The organism is Arthrobacter arabinosi, assembly GCF_054511115.1.
This window is the reverse complement of the sequence record NZ_JBTNDF010000001.1, coordinates 632,873-646,702: the sequence shown is the minus strand read 5'-3', so window position 1 is coordinate 646,702 and position 13,830 is coordinate 632,873. Positions and strand designations below refer to the sequence as shown.

Below are 13,830 nucleotides of genomic sequence, written 5' to 3'. Positions count from 1 at the left end.
ACGTACTCGGGGCCCCGCGCAGGCGGAGCCGCGGGATTCGGTCCCCGAACGCAGTCCCCGGGCCACCGCCCCTCAAGGACGCAACACCACACTGTTGTGGACCCCAGGTGCTACGGCCGGATCACCCTCCAGGCCCGCACCGGCATCGACGCCACAGGCGCCGGACGCCCGCGGCACGTGCCCGCCGACAGCGCCGGGCATCAGCGGCGGAGGTGCCGGGACTCGAGATACACATGACGGCGACCGCTCCCTCACAGCGGCGCCGCGGGGCCAAGGCTGTCCCCTCCCGACGCTCCATCATGGGGGAAGGATCCTTATCTGATGACTGCTTTGACGCCAGGACGACCCACCGGGCCCGCACCAGCACCGACGACACCGGAGAGCACGACGCCCGGTACGGATGACGCGTCCGTGGTCTCACCCTTCACGCGGTTCGCATCCGTGCCCGAAGCCACGGGCCTGTACAACCCCGAGAACGAGAAGGACGCCTGCGGGCTCGCCGTCATCGCGACCCTGCGCGGAGAACCCGGACACGACATCGTGGACGCCGCCCTGACCGCGCTGCGCAACCTCGAGCACCGCGGCGCGGTCGGAGCGGACGAGGGGACCGGCGACGGCGCCGGCCTGCTGACCCAGATCCCCGACGAGTTCTTCCGTGCCGTCGTCGACTTCCGGCTCCCCGCCCCCGGCGCCTACGTCGTCGGCACCGCCTTCCTCCCCACCGAGGGCAAGGAGCAGGCGACCGCGCGCGCCGGCCTCGAATCCCTCGCCGAGGCCGAAGGGCTGGAGGTGCTCGGCTGGCGGCCGGTGCCCGTCGTCGCGGACCTCGTCGGCGCGATGGCCCGCGCGTGCATGCCGCACTTCGTCCAGCTGTTCCTCGCACCCCTGGACGGCGACGCCTCCGACCTCGACGCGAAGGCGTTCCGGGTGCGGAAGCGCGCCCAGAACAAGTACGGCGTGTACTTCCCGTCCCTGTCCTCCCGGACCATCGTCTACAAGGGCATGCTGACCACCGCGCAGCTCGAGCCGTTCTACCCCGACCTCTCCGACGAGCGCTTCAAGACCTGCCTCGGCATCGTCCACTCGCGGTTCTCCACCAACACGTTCCCCTCCTGGCCGCTCGCCCAGCCGTTCCGCACCATCGCCCACAACGGGGAGATCAACACGGTGAAGGGCAACCGCAACTGGATGCGCGCGCGGCAGTCGCAGCTGTCCAACCCGCTGCTCGGGGACGACCCGGAGGAGCTCTACCCCATCTGCACGCCGGGCGCCTCCGACTCGGCGACGTTCGACGAGGTCGCCGAGCTCCTGACCCTCTCCGGACGCCCGATAACGCACTCGATCATGATGATGATCCCCGAGGCGTGGGAGAACCACGCCACCATGGATCCCGCGCGCCGCGCCTTCTACCAGTACCACTCCATGCTCATGGAGCCGTGGGACGGCCCCGCCGCCGTGTCCTTCACGGACGGCCGCCTCGTCGGCGCCGTCCTCGACCGCAACGGCCTCCGCCCCGCCCGCTACTGGGTCACCGAGGACGGCCTCGTCATCCTCGCCTCCGAGGTGGGCGTGCTCGACGTCGACCCCTCCCGCGTGGTCCGCAAGGGCCGCGTCTCGCCGGGCAAGATGTTCCTCGTCGACACCGAGGCCGGACGGCTCATCGAGGACCAGGAGATCAAGGCGGAGATCGCCGCCGCGAACCCGTGGGGCGAGTGGGTCAAGGAGAACCTGATCCAGCTCGAGGACCTCCCCGAGCGCGAGCACGTCATCCACACCAAGGCGTCCATCAGCCGGCGCCAGCGCACGTTCGGCTACACCCAGGAAGAGCTGCGCATCCTGCTCGGCCCCATGGCGAAGAACGGCGCGGAGCCCCTCGGTGCGATGGGCTCGGACACGCCCATCGCCGTGCTGTCCAAGCGCCCGCGCCTGCTCTTCGACTACTTCGTGCAGTCCTTCGCGCAGGTCACCAATCCGCCGCTCGATTCCATCCGCGAGGAACTCGTCACCTCCATGGGCGTCACCATCGGCCCCGACGGCAACCTGCTGTCCACCGGCCGGGTCCGTTCCAAGCAGATCGCGCTGAAGTTCCCCGTCATCACCAACGACGAGCTGGCGAAGATCGCCAACCTCGAGACCGACGACGGCGACCGGCTGACCGTCCGCGTCCGCGGACTGTACCGGCACGACGGCGGCGAGGCCGCCCTGCGCGCCCGCCTCGCGGAGATCTGCGAGCAGGTCTCCAGCGCGCTCAACCGCGGCGTCGAGTACGTGGTGCTCTCCGACCGCGACTCGAACGCGCAGTGGGCGCCCATCCCGTCCCTGCTGCTGACCAGCGCCGTGCACCACCACCTCCTCAGGAGCGCCACGCGCACCAAGACGTCCCTCGTCGTCGAAGCCGGCGACGTGCGCGAGGTCCACCACGTCGCGGTGCTGATCGGGTACGGCGCCTCCGCCGTCAACCCGTACCTGGCGATGGAGAGCTGCGAGGAACTCGTCCGCAACGGCGACATCACCGGTGTCTCCGCGGAGGACGCCGTCGCGCACCTCATCAAGGGCCTCGGCAAGGGTGTCCTGAAGATCATGTCCAAGATGGGCATCTCCACCGTCAGCTCCTACTGCGGCGCCCAGACGTTCGAGGCGCTCGGGCTGTCGCAGGAACTCGTCGACGAGTACTTCCACGGCACCCAGACCCAGCTCGGGGGAGTGGGCCTCGACGTCGTCGCCGCGGAGACCGCGGCCCGGCACGAGAGCGCCTATCCCGAGGACGGCATCGAGGACCCGCACCACGGGCTCGACAACGGCGGCGAGTACCAGTGGCGCCGGGAGGGCCCCCCGCACCTGTTCAACCCCGAGACCGTCTTCCGGCTGCAGCACGCCACGCGGGAGCGCCGCTACGACATCTTCAAGGCCTACACGCGGGGGGTGGACGACCAGTCCAAGGACCTCATGACGCTGCGCGGGATGCTGGAACTCCGCGGTGACGCACGCGAGCCGATCTCCATCGACGAGGTGGAGCCCGTCTCGTCCATCGTCAAGCGCTTCTCCACCGGCGCCATGAGCTACGGCTCCATCTCGAAGGAAGCGCACGAGACGCTCGCCATCGCGATGAACCGCCTCGGCGCGAAGTCGAACACGGGCGAGGGCGGCGAGGACGTCGAGCGCCTCCTGGACCCCGAGCGGCGCTCCGCCATCAAGCAGGTGGCCTCCGGCCGGTTCGGCGTCACGAGCCTCTACCTGACCAACGCGGACGACATCCAGATCAAGATGGCGCAGGGGGCCAAGCCCGGCGAGGGCGGACAGCTCATGAGCCAGAAGGTCTACCCGTGGATCGCCCGCACGCGGCACTCCACGCCGGGCGTGGCCCTGATCTCACCGCCGCCGCACCACGACATCTACTCGATCGAGGACCTCGCCCAGCTCATCTACGACCTCAAGCGGTCCAACCCGAGCGCGCGCGTCCACGTGAAGCTCGTGTCCGAGGTCGGCATCGGCACGGTCGCGGCGGGCGTCACGAAGGCCAAGGCCGACGTCGTCCTGGTCTCCGGGCACGACGGCGGCACCGGGGCCAGCCCGCTGAACTCCCTCAAGCACGCCGGCATCCCGTGGGAGCTCGGCCTGGCCGAGACCCAGCAGACGCTGATGCTCAACGGCCTCCGCGACCGCGTGGTGGTCCAGGTGGACGGCCAGCTCAAGACGGGGCGCGACGTCGTCATCGCCGCCCTGCTCGGCGGCGAGGAGTTCGGGTTCGCCACCGCGCCGCTCGTGGTGTCCGGCTGCATCATGATGCGCGTGTGCCACCTGGACACCTGCCCGGTGGGTGTCGCGACGCAGAACCCGGAACTCCGCAGCCGCTACACGGGCAAGCCGGAGTTCGTGGTCAACTTCTTCGAGTTCATCGCCGAGGAGGTCCGCGAACTCCTCGCCGAACTCGGCTTCCGGACCCTCGAGGAAGCCATCGGCCACAGCGAGCTGCTCGACGCCCGCAAGGCGATCCAGCACTGGAAGGCCGACGGCCTGGACCTCGACCCGATCCTGCGCGGCAACGAGTTCGGGACGGGCGAGCCCAGGCGGAACATGCTGCAGCAGAACCACGAACTGGACCAGCACTTCGACAACAAGCTCATCGAGATGAGCGCCGACGCCCTGCAGCACCGCGCACCCGTCCGTATCTCCGTGGACGTCGTCAACACGGACCGTTCGGTGGGCACCATGCTCGGCCACGAGGTGACACGCACCTTCGGCCTGGACACCCTGCCCACCAACACCATCGACGTCACGCTCACCGGCCAGGCCGGGCAGTCGCTCGGCGCCTTCCTGCCGGCCGGCATCACCCTGCGGCTCCTCGGCGACTCCAACGACTACGTGGGCAAGGGCCTGTCCGGCGGCCGCATCATCGTCCGCCCGGACCGCGCCAACGTGTTCCGCGCCGACCACAACGTGATCGCCGGCAACGTCATCGGCTACGGGGCGACCAGCGGCGAGATGTTCCTGCGCGGGCAGGTGGGGGAGCGCTTCCTCGTCCGGAACTCCGGGGCGACGGCCGTCGCCGAGGGCATCGGCGACCACGGCTGCGAGTACATGACGGGCGGCCAGGCGCTGATCCTCGGCCGGACCGGGCGCAACTTCGGTGCGGGCATGTCCGGGGGTACGGCCTTCGTGCTGGACCTCGACCGCGCCCGCGTCAACCGGCAGAGCCTGGAGAACGGCGAACTGCTGCTCGTCGGCCTCGACGCAGAGGACATCGAGATCGTCCGGCAGCTGCTGATCCGGCACGTCGAGGAGACCGAGTCGAGCCTCGCCGAGAGCCTCCTCGGCTCCTTCGAGGACACCATCGCACGATTCACCAAGGTCCTGCCGCGCGATTACGCCGCCGTGCTGGACGCCCGCGCCACCGCCGTCGAGCAGGGCCTCGACCCCGACGGCGAAGAGGCGTGGACCAAGATCCTGGAGGTAACCGGTGGCTGACCCACGCGGATTTCTGAAGGTGCGCGAGCGCCAGACCCAGCCCCGCCGTCCCGTGCCCGTGCGCATCATGGACTGGAAGGAAGTGTACGAGGCGCAGGAGAAGGGCGTCCTGACGGCGCAGGCAGGCCGCTGCATGGACTGCGGCATCCCGTTCTGTCATCAGGGGTGCCCGCTCGGCAACCTCATCCCCGAGTGGAACGACCTCACGTTCCGCGACAAGGGCCGCGAGGCGATCGAGCGACTCCACGCGACGAACAACTTCCCCGAGTTCACCGGCAGGCTCTGCCCCGCGCCGTGCGAGTCGTCGTGCGTGCTCGGCATCAACCAGGACCCGGTCACGATCAAGCAGGTCGAGGTGTCCATCGCCGACCAGGCCTTCGCGGAGGGCTGGGTGGAGCCGCACCCGCCGGAGCGCCTCACGGGACGCACCATCGCCGTCGTCGGGTCCGGACCCGCCGGCCTCGCCGCCGCCCAGCAGCTCACCCGCGCCGGGCACACCGTCGCGGTGTACGAGCGTGACGACCGCATCGGCGGCCTGCTGCGCTACGGGATCCCCGACTTCAAGATGGAGAAGATCCACCTCGAGCGGCGCCTGGACCAGATGACGGCCGAAGGGACCCGCTTCCGCACGGGCGTCGACGTCGGCAAGGACATCAGCTGGGGTCAGCTCAAGCGGCGCTACGACGCCGTGATCGTCGCCACCGGGGCCACCGTGCCGCGCGACCTGCCCATCCCGGGGCGGGACCTCGCAGGAGTGCACTTCGCCATGGACTACCTCGTGCAGGCCAACCGCGTGGTCGCCGGAGAAGCGGTCGAGGACCAGATCCACGCCGAGGGCAAGCACGTCGTCATCCTCGGCGGCGGCGACACCGGCGCCGACTGCCTGGGCACGGCGCACCGCCAGAAGGCCGCATCCGTCGCGACGCTCGCGATCGGCCAGCAGCCGTCCACCGAGCGGCGCCCGGACCAGCCGTGGCCGACCTTCCCGACCCTCTTCGACATCGCCAGCGCCCACGAGGAGGGCGGTGAGCGCCGCTACCTGGCGTCCACCGTCGAGTTCGTGGGGGACAACGGGGTGCTGCGCGGCATCCGGGTCGCGGAGACCGAGTTCGTGGACGGCCGCCGCGTGCCGAAGGCCGGGACGGAGCACGAGATCCCTGCGGACCTCGTGTTCCTCTCGCTCGGGTTCACGGGGGCCGAGCCCGCCGGGATCACCGAGCAGGTCGAGGCGGAGTTCGACGACCGCGGGAACCTGGCACGCGACGGCTACTACATGACGAACACGCCCGGCGTGTTCTCGGCGGGCGACGCCGGCCGCGGCCAGTCGCTGATCGTCTGGGCCATCGCCGAGGGCCGCGCCTGCGCCGCCGCGGTGGACCAGTGGCTCATGGGATCCACGCGGCTGCCCGCGCCCGTCGCTCCGAGCGACCGCTCCATCGCCGTCCTCTGACCGGCTCCGCCCGTTCCCCCGACCAAACACGACTAGGCTAGGTTCCATGAGACGCGCAAAAATCGTTGCAACATTCGGCCCCGCAATCGCCAGCTATGAGAACACTCTCGCTGTGCTCGAGGCGGGCGTCGACGTTGCCCGGATGAACATGAGCCACGGCGATTACGCCGTGCACAGCATCACCTACCAGAACGTCCGCCGCGCCTCGGCGGAACTCGGCAAGCCCGTGGGCATCTTCGCGGACCTCCAGGGCCCGAAGATCCGCCTCGGCCGGTTCGCCGACGGCCCCCACTCGCTGGCCCCCGGCGACGTCTTCACCATCACCGTCGAGGACATCGAGGGCACCAAGGAGATCTGCTCCACGACGTTCAAGGGCCTGCCCCACGACGTCAACGTCGGCGACCTCCTGCTCATCGACGACGGCAAGGTCACACTCCGCGCCACCGCCGTCGACGACGTCAAGGTCGCCACCGAGGTCGTCATCGGCGGCATGGTCTCGAACAACAAGGGCATCAACCTGCCGGGCGTGGCCGTCAACGTGCCCGCCCTCAGCGAGAAGGACGAGGACGACCTCCGCTGGGCCATCCAGACCGGCGTCGACATGGTCGCCCTGTCCTTCGTCCGCGACGCAGGCGACGTCAAGCGCGTCCACGAGATCATGGACGAGGAGGGACGCCGCGTCCCCGTCATCGCGAAGATCGAGAAGCCCCAGGCCGTCGACGCCCTCGAGGAGATCATCGACGCGTTCGACGCCATCATGGTGGCCCGAGGAGACCTCGGCGTCGAACTGCCGCTGCAGGACGTCCCGATCGTGCAGAAGCGCGCCGTCGAACTCGCCCGCCGCTGGGCGAAGCCCGTCATCGTGGCCACGCAGGTCCTCGAGTCCATGATCGACAACCCGCGCCCCACACGCGCCGAGGCCTCCGACTGCGCCAACGCCGTGCTCGACGGCGCGGACGCCGTCATGCTCTCGGGCGAGACCAGCGTGGGCAAGTACCCGATGGAGACGGTCCGCACCATGGCGGACATCATCGAGTCCACCGAACGCCACGGCCTCGAGCGGGTGCCGCCGCTCGGCAGCAAGCCGAAGACCCGCGGCGGTGCGATCACCCGTGCCGCCGTCGAGATCTCCGACCAGCTCGACGCCAAATACATCTGCACCTTCACGCAGTCCGGCGACTCCGCCCGCCGCCTCTCCCGCCTGCGCCCCAAGAAGCCGGTCTTCGCCTTCACCCCCGTGCAGTCGACGCTGAACGCCATGTCCCTCATCTGGGGCGTCCAGCCCAAGCTCGTCGAGTTCGTGGAGCACACCGACCAGATGACGGCCCAGGTGGACCGCGTCCTCTTCGAGCAGGGCCTCGTCGAGGTGGACGACCTCGTCGTCATCGCCGCCGGGTCCCCTCCCGGACAGGCCGGGTCGACCAACTCCCTCAAGGTCCACCGTGTCGGCGACATCACGGACGCCGGGCAGCTCCCCGACGACCACACGTCCTACATCAAGGAAGGCGTCGGCCCCTGGCCCGTCAAGAAGAAGTAGCCTGACCCGTGTCACAGACGAAAGGAACCCCTCCCGGGTCGGGAGGGGTTCCTTTCCGTTCGGACGGGCGGAGTGCGGTCAGTTGACCTGGTTGATGATGGTTTCCGCGACCTCGCGCATGCTGAGGCGGCGGTCCATGGAGGTCTTCTGGATCCAGCGGAACGCCTCGGGCTCGGTGAGGCCCATCTTCGTGGTGAGGAGGCTCTTGGCACGCTCGACGAGCTTGCGCGTGGCGAACTGCTCCTGCAGGTCGGTCACCTCCGCCTCGAGGGCCTTGATCTCCTCGTGGCGGGACATCGCGATCTCGATGGCCGGGATGAGGTCGGCGGGGGTGAACGGCTTGACCACGTACGCCATGGCGCCGGCCTCCCGGGCCCGCTCGATGAGCTCCTTCTGGCTGAACGCCGTGAGCAGGACGACGGGCGCGATGCGCGCCTTGACGATCTGCTCGGCGGCGGTGATGCCGTCCATGACGGGCATCTTCACGTCCATGAGCACGAGGTCCGGCTTGTGCTCCATGGCGAGTGCGACGGCCTTCTCGCCGTTGTCCGCCTCGCCCACGACCTCGTAACCCTCCCCGCGCAGGATCTCGATGATGTCGAGCCGGATGAGCGTCTCGTCCTCGGCCACGACGACCCGGCGTGCGGGCCCGGCGGGCGTGGATTCGGTGGGTTCAGACACTGTTGCTCCTTGGTGATGACGGCGTGCGGAGGGTCCGGGGGGAGGGTGTGCTTCCGTTCCCGGAACCAGCCTATCGGCATGTAGAGTGGATTCGCGCACCGGCGGTCCAGGAAGTCCTTCCTCCCCGCTGCCGCGGCAGGTACGGCCCGAATGGCGGAATTGGCAGACGCGCTGCACTCAAAATGCAGTATCGAGAGGTGTGTGGGTTCGAGTCCCACTTCGGGCACCGTGTTCGCCCAGGGCGGGCGAGGTGAGGCGGGCGAAGCCTCCCGGTCGGAGTGCCGGACGGCCCGTTCCTCCTGCAGACATCCCGCGGACTCGGCGAAGGCCGATCGGCTCTTACCGTCCTCCCAGAACGGTCCTATGATGTGGCTCCCGGTGACCGGTCTCCTCCGGCAGATCCCTGTCCGGTGGGTCACCAATGCAGGCATCGATTGCTGCTGATAGGAGTCGTCATGAAACGCTTGCTCATCGGCCTGTCGTCGCTGGCGGTGGTCGGTCTGGCCGCAGTGCCCGCCGCAGCTGCTCCGAACATCTACCACACGATCTCGTCCTCCCACGCATCTGCAACCCTCGATCAGACCGTCGGCTGCGAGCGGACCGAAGTCTTCGTCTCCTCGAGCGTCGGGCAATACGCTGCCCAGCCCGGTCCCGTGAACAAGCAGGGTCTGACCGCGGTGTTCGTCCGAGTGACCGATGTCTGTACGGCGGTACCCGGCGGGATCACTGCCGCGGCGGGTGGGGGAACGGTGCTGTTCCAGGCGGACGGCCAGACCATGGCACCCCTGGTCGTGGATCCGCGACTCACCACCGCGTCCATCACCACCCGGATGCCCGGCACCGACGGCGTCGGCAACCCGGTCTCCATCGACCTCTCGGCCTCGTGGGCGGGGACCGGACCGCTGGAGCATGACACCCGCCATTCACACGTGCGCTTTCCAGGAGTAGGCAACGTCAACTCGACCGACAACAACCTGATGCGCGCCGCATCGGCGAACGTGTCGGTCACGGTCGACGGGCTGTCGGTGGCCGGTACCGACAGCGACGCGCTCCTGGAGAGGGTGAAGGCCCGGTGCATCGAGATCGCCCGACCGGGTGTGGAGGAGTTCTACCCCTGTTTCGGATTCCCGGGGTAGTCGGACCGACGGAGTCGAACCGACGGAGTCGAACGCGGGACGCCGAGGAGATCGCCTGAGCACCGCCCCGCCACCATGCGGTGTAAGTCAGTTCGGAAGACCGGTGTAGGCGTGCCAGTACCGGTCACTGGCTTTCGAGGACGCCAGCACCACGAGGCCGGTCTGACCGTTGACGTTCTGCTTCGTCGATGTGGGGTCGTTGATCTCCGTGTCGGTACTGCTGCTGATGATGGGCGTGCCGGCCCCGGGCGGGAAGGAAACGTCGTCGATGGGCGCCTTCTTGTAGTAGATGGTGCCGCCCTCCTCCGGCGCGACCGCGAACATCCAGACCTGGCGGTGCTGCTCGTCGATCATGACCATGGGCCGGGTATGCAGGTCCTCCACAGCACCGAACTCCGCGCTGGTCCATTTGCCCTTGCCATCGCGCACCAGGAGCGCCACCAGCGTCTGACCGGCGTTCCGATTGGCCGTCTTGATCGCAGCAAAGAGGCGGCCGCTGCCATCACTCGTCAATTGCCGGAGGTTCAGATGGTCGTTCGCGCATCCTCCGGTGCAGTTCTTTCCTCCGCCGTGGGCCACTTCCGTCTGCCACAAGTTCTCCGGCTGACCGTCCTGGTGGGTGGCCAGGTAGAACTTCTTGTGCCCCGGCCGCTGGTTGCTCCACATGATTCCGATCCTGTCGCCCCCGAAGGACGAGATCGCGGAGATATCGTCGTGGTGCACCCGGGCGTTGGTTGTCGGTAGGACGAACGGCGTCCCCCACGCGGTGTCGCTCGTCGTCGAATGGTTGACATAGACACGGTTGCTGTTGTCGGCCGAGACCGCCGTGTAGGTGACCCAGAGCTTGCCGATCGAGTCCTTGGCCAGCGTGATCGACTCCGTGCTCCCGCGGTGGAGGGTGACGGGGAATCCGGCGTCTTCCGCGTAGGTCCCCGTCGACGCGTCGTAGCTGAAGCGGTGAAGGTCTGCGGACCCGGAAGTCACCGCCCCCTGCGAGGGCGGCGAGCTCCACTCCGAGAACACGGTCGTCCCCGATACGACGTAGAGCTTGCCGTCCTTCGCGTCCCAGAGCGCGTCACCGCGCGCGCTGGGACGCGCGTCGACAACCGTGCCGGTCTCCTGCCACGCCTGCGTCGCGACGTCGAGCCGGTGGATCGTCGTCGCATCTGCGGACGCGCTCCACAACAGCCCCCACCACCTCCCGTCCTGGAACCAGAGCTTGCTCTGGGCCTTGTCCGCAGTCGGGGTCGCAACGCCATCGCCTGCGTACGACGGCCCAGGCACTCCGACATCGACGGCCTGCGCGGGGACGGGGAGCGCGATGGTGACGGCCACCGCGAATAGTAGAGCGATGAAAAGGCGTAGCAGACGCATGACGGTGCCCTCGCAGAAATGTCAGCGGATGAAGTCGGTCATGATTGTTCCCCGATAGGAGGCAGGGCCTCACGGAAAGCGCCCTGTCGTGACGAGCCGAGAACGCGGTGCCTGCTCGGCGACAATTCGATTCCAGGCGGCGGCTCCCGGCCGCACTCTCCCCTGGCCACCACAACCTAAATCCGCCCACTGGGCGTGTCAACCGGTGCGCCTACCCTAAAGAGGACCACAGGACGGGCAGTAGAAGGCGTGTCCGCAGCAGCGCCGCGACCAGGTAGGCCTCGACCTCGTCGACCGAACCGGTCTCGACCGCGCGTTCGGCGAGCGGGATGACCGGTCCCACGGAGAGCCCGGCGGGTTTCAGACCCGTGTAGGGGGCGCCCTCACCTGCGCGGTGGAGGCGGACGACGGTCTCGAAGAAGAGGCGGTCCGCCACGTCGGCTGCGGCCGGGACAGGGCCCGGACGGGCATCACCGTATCGAAGGTGGTGCGGATCTCGGCTTCGGCCTCGGGATGGGCGAACGGCGTGACGAGGCGGACGTCGGCGTCCTCGAGTGCTCGACGCGCGGCGCCCACCACCGGGCCATCCAGTGAGTCGCAGTGCGGGGGCACGGTGTCTCCTCTCCCTGGTCCATCATCCGGTCGGTCGCGCCGGGGCGGGACCGGCGGTTCCCCCCTCATCCCGAGACCCAGGGGGAGCGTAGGGCCGAAAGGCCCACCCGACGGGGGGCCGGCTACTGCCCGCCGGGACCCGGGGGTACATTGAGCCCATGGCCAGCGAAGCGATGATCCTCGACGTCGACGGACCGGACGGCGTGCGATCCGTCCGGGTATCGAGTCCGTCCCGTGTCCTCTGGCCCCAGGCGGGACTCACGAAGCTCGATCTCGCGCGGTACCTCGTGGAGGTCGCGCCCGCGTTCCTCCGGGCGAACGGCGGGCGTCCCGTCTCGCTGCAGCGCTTCGGCGGCGACGTGGACGGCGAGTTCTTCTTCAGCAAGAACCCTCCCAAGGGCGCCCCCGACTACGTGCGCAGCATCGTGGTCACCTACCCCAGCGGACGCTCGCACCCGCAGCTCGTCCTCGACGAGCCCGCGTCCATCATCTGGGCTGCCCAGATGAACACGGTCGTCTTCCACCCCTGGGCCTCGCGGGCCGAGGCGCCGGACCTGCCCGACGAACTGCGCATCGACCTCGACCCGCAACCGGGCACCACCTTCGCGGACGTCATCGCCGCCGCCCACGAGCTGCGCTCCGTGCTGGGTGAGGCGGGCCTGCCGTGCTTCGTGAAGACCTCCGGCAACCGCGGCCTGCACGTCTTCGCGCCGATCGAGCCGGTCCACGAGTTCCTCGAGGTCCGCCATGCCGTCATCGCCGCAGCCCGCGAACTGGAGCGCCGGATGCCGGAGCGGGTCACGACGGCGTGGTGGAAGGAGGAGCGGGGGGCGCGCATCTTCGTCGATTACAACCAGGCGAACCGCGACCGCACCATGGCCGGCGCCTACAGTCCGCGGGCACTGCCGCACGCCCCGGTGTCCTGCCCCGTGACCTGGGACGAACTGGACGGCGTCGACCCCGCCGCCTTCACGATCGCGACCGTGCCGGACCGGCTGAGGACGGTCGGTGACCCGTGGGAGGACCTGCACGCCGAGCCGGGCAGCATCGACGTCCTGCGCGGCTGGTGGGACCGCGACCTCGCCGATGGCCTCGGCGAGCTCCCGTTCCCACCGGACTTCCCGAAGATGCCCGGTGAGCCCATGAGGGTCCAGCCGAGCCGCGCGCGGAACCGCGCCTGACCCCGCCGACGATCCTGCCCTCGCTGCACGGGAGGACCTCCACGGGAGGACCTCCACAGGGGGGCCGGGAGGGGCCGGGAGGGGTCGGGTGCAGCACCTCCCCGGAGTAAGCTCGGTGGTATGACCAGCACAGATGCCGCCCGCACCGCCGTGGTCATCGAGGACGACGACGACGTCCGGGATCTGCTGCACACCGTGCTGACCGGAGCGGGTTTCCGCGTCCACACGGCACCCGCAGGACTTGCCGGCGTGGAGATGGTCCGCCGGCTCCGCCCCGATGTCGTCACCCTCGACGTCGGGCTGCCGGACATCGACGGCTTCGAAGTGGCGCGGCGGATCCGCCGCTTCTCGACGACGTTCATCGTCATGCTGACCGCACGCGCCGACGCATCCGACGAGAAGCGCGGCTTCGACGCCGGGGCCGACCGCTACCTGCGCAAGCCCTTCCGGCCCGCCGAACTCCGCCGGCACATCGAGGAAGGGATCGCGGCGCCCCACGGCTGAGCCGGAGCGCCACCGCTCAGTGGCTCCGCGCCCCGGCCGTGACGGACCCCGCCTCACGCAGTGCGCCGACCGCCCATCAGTTGTCCCCGCCGCGGGCGTCGTCGCCGACGTCGGTGTCGATCCCGTTGTTGTCGTCGTAGTTGCCGGTGTCCGTCCCGGTGTTGTCGCTGTCCTGGTTCCCGAGGTCGCACCCGCCGAGGAAGAGGCTGCCCGCAGCGAGGAGGGCGGCGAGGGTCTTCAGTTTCTTGTCGGCCATGGGTTTCCGTCCGGTCGGTCCGATCATCGGACGGCACGTCCGCCCACGGTCCACGGTAGGCAGGGGGTCCGGGGCACGGCAACGGATCGGCCCGGCCCACGCGGGGGTTGCGTCCGGGTGCTGTCCGGGTGCTG

Annotated in this window: 9 protein-coding genes, 1 tRNA gene and 1 pseudogene; 7 read left to right on the top strand and 4 right to left on the bottom strand. The window is 69.3% G+C overall.

Going from position 1 to position 13,830, the window contains the following annotated elements:
• Positions 1-321: 321 nt before the first annotated feature.
• Genes gltB through pyk form a run of 3 tightly spaced genes read left to right on the top strand, consistent with a single transcriptional unit; the run spans position 322 to position 7,952 of the window.
• Positions 322-4,965, top strand: coding sequence for a glutamate synthase large subunit (gltB, locus tag ACX80P_RS03035; protein ID WP_459276545.1), 4,644 nt, complete (start codon positions 322-324; stop codon positions 4,963-4,965).
• A complete protein-coding gene (gene gltD, locus ACX80P_RS03030) occupies positions 4,958-6,415 on the top strand; it encodes a glutamate synthase subunit beta (protein WP_459276544.1) in 1,458 nt (485 codons plus the stop codon). The genes gltB and gltD overlap by 8 nt, the downstream gene beginning before the upstream one ends.
• Positions 6,416-6,461: 46 nt before the next feature.
• The gene (gene pyk / locus ACX80P_RS03025) at positions 6,462-7,952 is read left to right on the top strand and encodes a pyruvate kinase (protein ID WP_459276543.1); all 1,491 of its coding nucleotides are present in this window, start codon (positions 6,462-6,464) and stop codon (positions 7,950-7,952) included.
• 78 nt (positions 7,953-8,030) lie between these two features.
• Here the strand turns inward: pyk and ACX80P_RS03020 are convergent, their stop codons facing one another.
• Positions 8,031-8,633 carry an ANTAR domain-containing response regulator gene (locus tag ACX80P_RS03020; RefSeq protein ID WP_459276542.1) on the bottom strand — a complete coding sequence of 201 codons (603 nt, stop codon included), beginning with the start codon at positions 8,631-8,633 and terminating at the stop codon, positions 8,031-8,033.
• Positions 8,634-8,777: 144 nt separating this feature from the next.
• On the opposite strand from ACX80P_RS03020, the gene ACX80P_RS03015 reads away from it, so the two are divergent.
• Positions 8,778-8,859 (top strand) — tRNA-Leu (locus ACX80P_RS03015).
• Between the two features lie 229 nt (positions 8,860-9,088).
• Positions 9,089-9,769 carry a hypothetical protein gene (locus tag ACX80P_RS03010; protein WP_459276541.1) on the top strand — a complete coding sequence of 227 codons (681 nt, stop codon included), beginning with the start codon at positions 9,089-9,091 and terminating at the stop codon, positions 9,767-9,769.
• Positions 9,770-9,856: 87 nt separating this feature from the next.
• Here ACX80P_RS03010 and ACX80P_RS03005 read toward each other — a convergent pair whose 3' ends face one another.
• Both ACX80P_RS03005 and ACX80P_RS03000 read right to left on the bottom strand, forming a co-directional pair.
• A complete protein-coding gene (locus tag ACX80P_RS03005) occupies positions 9,857-11,104 on the bottom strand; it encodes a hypothetical protein (protein WP_459276540.1) in 1,248 nt (415 codons plus the stop codon).
• 250 nt (positions 11,105-11,354) lie between these two features.
• Positions 11,355-11,824 (bottom strand): annotated as a pseudogene (locus ACX80P_RS03000) (DUF6448 family protein).
• An 89-nt stretch (positions 11,825-11,913) separates the two neighbouring features.
• Between ACX80P_RS03000 and ligD the strand changes: the two are divergent.
• On the top strand, positions 11,914-12,936 hold the full coding sequence (ligD, locus tag ACX80P_RS02995; protein ID WP_459276539.1) for a non-homologous end-joining DNA ligase: 1,023 nt from the start codon (positions 11,914-11,916) through the stop codon (positions 12,934-12,936).
• A 120-nt stretch (positions 12,937-13,056) separates the two neighbouring features.
• The gene (locus ACX80P_RS02990; RefSeq protein WP_459276538.1) at positions 13,057-13,440 is read left to right on the top strand and encodes a response regulator transcription factor; all 384 of its coding nucleotides are present in this window, start codon (positions 13,057-13,059) and stop codon (positions 13,438-13,440) included.
• Positions 13,441-13,516: 76 nt separating this feature from the next.
• Here ACX80P_RS02990 and ACX80P_RS02985 read toward each other — a convergent pair whose 3' ends face one another.
• Positions 13,517-13,696 carry a hypothetical protein gene (locus ACX80P_RS02985; RefSeq protein ID WP_459276537.1) on the bottom strand — a complete coding sequence of 60 codons (180 nt, stop codon included), beginning with the start codon at positions 13,694-13,696 and terminating at the stop codon, positions 13,517-13,519.
• Between the last annotated feature and the right edge of the window lie 134 nt (positions 13,697-13,830).